The following is a 4,095-nucleotide window of genomic DNA, read 5'->3' on the forward strand; positions in this document are numbered from 1 at the left end:
CGACTGCCGCCGCGCCGGCCTCGCCGTCGGCTGCTTCCGCCCGCCGTCCGTCCCGGACGGCATCTCCCGGCTGCGGCTGACCGCGCGGGGCGACCTGACCGACGGGCAGATCGCCGAGGCCGTCCGCATCGTCGCCGAGCTGGCCCCGGCGGGCGCGCGGAGCTGAAGCCCCGGGGGCCCTACTTCTTCCTCGCCCGGCTCGGCTGGACCCGGGTGGGCTCGCCGGCCGCCTTCGGGTGGTCCGGCGGGTACGGGAGTTCGCCGAGGCCCTCGTCGCGCAGCTGCTTGTCGTACAGCTCCAGCAGGGCCTCCAGGTGGAACGCCTGGCCGTCCATCTCGGCGTTCAGGTCGCCGAGTTCGGCGAAGCGGGCGGGGACGGTGCGCAGGTCGAAGTCCTCGGGGGCGGCGTCGTCCAGTTCCTCCCAGCGCAGCGGGGTGGAGGCGGTGGCGCTGGGGCGGGCGCGCAGGGAGTAGGCGGAGGCGATGGTGCGGTCGCGGGCCATCTGGTTGTAGTCGACGAAGATCCGCTCGCCACGCTCCTCCTTCCACCAGGCGGTGGTGACCTTCCCGGGCATCCGCTGTTCCAGCACCCGGCCGAGCGCGATCACCGCGTGCCGTCCGTCGGTGAAGGTCCACTCGGGCGCCAGCGGCACATAGACGTGCAGCCCGCGCCCGCCGGAGGACTTGGGCCAGCCGCGCAGCCCGTACTCCTCCAGCAGGGCGCGCAGCTCGTGGGCGGCGCGGACGGCGTCGTGGAAGTCGGTGCCGGGCTGCGGGTCGAGGTCGATGCGCAGCTCGTCCACGTGGTCGGTGTCGGAGCGCCGCACCGGCCAGGGGTGGAAGGTGAGGCAGCCCAGGTTGGCCGCCCACAGCACGGCGGCCGGCTCGGTGGGGCAGATCTCGTCGGCGGAGCGGCCGCTGGGGAACTCGATCCGGGCGGTGGGCAGCCAGTCCGGCAGCCCCTTGGGCGCACGCTTCTGGTAGAAGAACTCACCGTCCACCCCGTCCGGGAAGCGCTGCAGGGTGGTCGGGCGGTCGCGCAGCCCGCGCAGCACTCCGTCGGCGACGGCCAGGTAGTACTGAGCGACGTCCAGCTTGGTGAAGCCGCGCTCGGGGTAGTACACCTTGTCCGGGTTCGACAGCCGGACGGTGCGTCCGGCGACATCCAGTTCCACGGCTGAGCCCACGCCCCTCACGCTAAGCGCCGAACGCTCGGCGCGCGCCCCGAGAGGAACCGGGCGAGGATCGGTGGCATGGACCTGCCCGTGATGCCGCCGGTGGCGCCGATGCTCGCCAAGTCGGTGGCCGAGATCCCGCCGGGGATGCAGTACGAGGCCAAGTGGGACGGCTTCCGTTCGGTCGTGTTCCGCGACGGCGACGAGGTGGAGCTCGGCAGCCGCACCGGCAAGCCGCTGACCAGGTACTTCCCCGAGCTGGTCGAGGCGTTCAAGCGGGAGCTGCCGCCGCGCTGCGTGCTGGACGGCGAGGTGGTGATCGCCCGGGGCGGCCGGCTGCGCTTCGAGGAGCTGCTGGAGCGGATCCACCCCGCCGCGAGCCGGGTGAAGCTGCTCTCCGAGCGGACCCCGGCCTCCTTCGTCGCCTTCGACCTGCTCGCGCTCGGGGACGAGAGCCTGCTGGGCGAGCCGCTGTCGGTGCGCCGCCCGGCCCTGGAGTCCGCGCTCGCCGACGCCACCGATCCGGTGTTCACCGCCCCGGCCGCCACCGACCTCGACCTCGCCCGGACCTGGTTCGCCGAGTACGAGGGCGCCGGGCTGGACGGGGTGGTCGCCAAGCCGCTGGACCAGCCGTACCGGCCGGGGGAGCGGACCATGTACAAGATCAAGCACGAGCGCACCGCCGACTGCGTGGTGGCCGGCTACCGCGAGCACAAGAGCGGCCCGGTGGTCGGCTCGCTGCTGCTCGGCATCTTCGACGACGACGGCAGGCTCCAGCACGTCGGCGTCTGCGCCGCCTTCTCGATGGCCCGCCGCCGCGAACTCGCCGAGGAGCTGGCGCCGTTGCGGATGGAGGACCTCTCCCGGCACCCCTGGGGCGGCTGGGCGGACGAGGCCGCGCACGCGGAGGGGCGGCTGCCCGGCGCGGTCAGCCGCTGGACCGGCGGCAAGGACCTCTCCTGGATCGCGCTGCGCCCGGAGCGGGTGGTCGAGGTCGGGTACGACCACATGGAGGGCGCCCGGTTCCGGCACACCGCGCAGTTCCGCCGCTGGCGGCCGGACCGTACGCCGGGGAGCTGCACCTATGCGCAGCTGGAGGAGCCGGTCTCGTACGACCTCGGCAAGGTGCTGGGGATCTGACGATGTGCCGTGGGCCCGACCCGGACGACCGGGTCGGGCCTTCGACATGGTTCAGGTTCAGGAGACGTGCAGCGTGGGGGTGCCGGTGGGCACCGCCGGAGTGGTCGCCGTGGGCGAGACCGCCGGCGAGGGGGAGGTTGTGGGCGAGACCGCCGGCGACGGCGACACCGTGGGCGAGGCCGTGGGCGAGGCCGTCGGCGAGGCCGTGGGCGAGGGGGAGGCCGTGGGCGAGCCCGAGCCGGGCGGGGTGGGCAGCGTGTAGACGTTGTTCGGCGAGACGATCTGGGTGATCGCCCGTGCCAGGGACGTCGAGGGCTCCGAACCACCCTGCTGGATGTCGGTGTTGAGCAGGATGACCAGGCTGGCCTGCGCCTGCGGCAGGTAGAGCACCACACTCTCGTACCCGGGCAGCGAGCCGTTGTGGCCGATCCACCCGTGGGTGGTGAACACTCCGAAGCCGTAGCCGAGGTCGGGGCTCGTTCCGACGGCCTTGAACTTCAGCCGCTCCGCCTGGGTGGCCGGCTTGAGCAGCGGCTCGCCGGTGGCGAGCACCTTCGACCAGGTCTGGAGGTCGGCGAGGTTGGAGACGGCGGCGCCGGCCGCCCAGCCCCAGGACGGGTTCCAGGTGGTGGAATCCTCGACCGCGCCGCTCTGCGTCTGGTTGGTGTAGCCGTGGGCGTGCGGGTCGGGGAAGGCCGCGTCGGTCGGCAGGGACGTCTTGGTGAGCCCGGCCGGGGTGAACACCTGCTGGTTCAGGAAGTCCTGGAGCGGCTGTCCACCGACCTTCTCGACCACCAGGCCGAGCAGGATCAGGTTGGTGTTGGAGTACTCGTACTCGGCGTCCGGGGCGAAGTTCGCCGGGTGCCTGAACGCGAACGCGAGCAGTTGGTCCGGGGTGAAGGGCCGGTTCGGGTCGCTGAAGAACGCCTGCTGGAAGTCCGGGTCCCGGGTGTAGTCGAACAGGCCGCTGCGCATCTCGCCGAGCTGGCGCAGGGTGATCCCGTCGCCGCCGGGCACGTTCGGGACGTACTTGGAGACCGGGTCGTCCAGGCCGAGCTTGCCCTGGTCCACGAGACGCAGGACGGCGGTGGCGGTGAAGGTCTTGGTCACGCTGCCGATGCGCATGTACAGGTCGGGGGACATCGGCGTCCCGGCGTCCTTGTCGGCGACGCCGAAGGTGCGCTGGTAGCTGCCGTCGGGGGCGGTGTAGCCGACGATCACCCCGGGGATGGAGGCCTGGCTCATCACCTGCTTGATCGCGACGTCCAGGCGGCTCATGACGTCCGGGGTGAGCCGCACCACGCCGCCGGAGGGGCTGCTGTTCGGCGTGGGGGACGGGCTGAGCGCGGCCGGCTCGGCGGTGACCGCCGGACCGGCCTGCTGTGCGGGCTTCGAGTCCCCGGAACAGGCGGAGACGGCGAGCAGGCCGGTCAGCGCGAGGGCGGCGGAGGCCACCCGGGCGGAGCGGGCAACGGCCGCCCGCGGCGAGTGGGGTATCCGCACGGAGCGGGGCGTGGTCGGGCACGTGCGTCGGGTGTCGGTCATCAAGGCGCCTCTCCGGGGCGGTCGGCCCCTTGGCGAAGGGCCCCGGAGCGCTGGTCGGCCAGGCCGGAGTGCTGCTCCACGGGGCTGCGGGGGAGCGTCGCCACCGTAAGCACCGCCGCCGTGTGGCCGCGCGCGGGTCGGCGCCCGTCCGGACCGCACGGGAGCACCGTCAGCCGGGTGCCCCGCCGGGCCGGCAGGCCCTGGTCGGGCACTCCGGGAGGCCGGCGGCCGGTGT

General features: G+C 73.4%; 4 protein-coding genes and 1 pseudogene. 2 read left to right on the forward strand and 3 right to left on the reverse strand.

Translation table 11 applies throughout. The features are described 5' to 3' along the window. A pseudogene (locus KS423_RS40000) lies at positions 1-166 on the forward strand (8-amino-7-oxononanoate synthase); the annotation flags it as partial. A 13-nt stretch (positions 167-179) separates the two neighbouring features. On the opposite strand, the gene ligD reads toward KS423_RS40000, so the two are convergent. Next, positions 180-1,187: a non-homologous end-joining DNA ligase gene (gene ligD, locus KS423_RS40005; protein WP_224284642.1), complete on the reverse strand. Its 1,008-nt coding sequence runs from the start codon at positions 1,185-1,187 to the stop codon at positions 180-182. A gap of 66 nt (positions 1,188-1,253) precedes the next feature. On the opposite strand from ligD, the gene KS423_RS40010 reads away from it, so the two are divergent. Further along, complete coding sequence (locus KS423_RS40010) at positions 1,254-2,315, forward strand: ATP-dependent DNA ligase (protein ID WP_224284643.1); 1,062 nt, start codon at positions 1,254-1,256, stop codon at positions 2,313-2,315. A 57-nt stretch (positions 2,316-2,372) separates the two neighbouring features. On the opposite strand, the gene KS423_RS40015 is transcribed toward KS423_RS40010, so the two are convergent. After that, a complete protein-coding gene (locus KS423_RS40015) occupies positions 2,373-3,860 on the reverse strand; it encodes a serine hydrolase (protein WP_224284644.1) in 1,488 nt (495 codons plus the stop codon). Continuing rightward, the coding region (locus tag KS423_RS40020) for a hypothetical protein (RefSeq protein ID WP_224284645.1) at positions 3,860-4,095 on the reverse strand (236 nt) is incomplete at its 5' end. The genes KS423_RS40020 and KS423_RS40015, both read right to left, overlap by 1 nt.

The sequence above is a fragment of the Streptomyces sp. LS1784 genome, from assembly GCF_020103755.1.
Taxonomy (GTDB): Bacteria; Actinomycetota; Actinomycetes; order Streptomycetales; family Streptomycetaceae; genus Kitasatospora.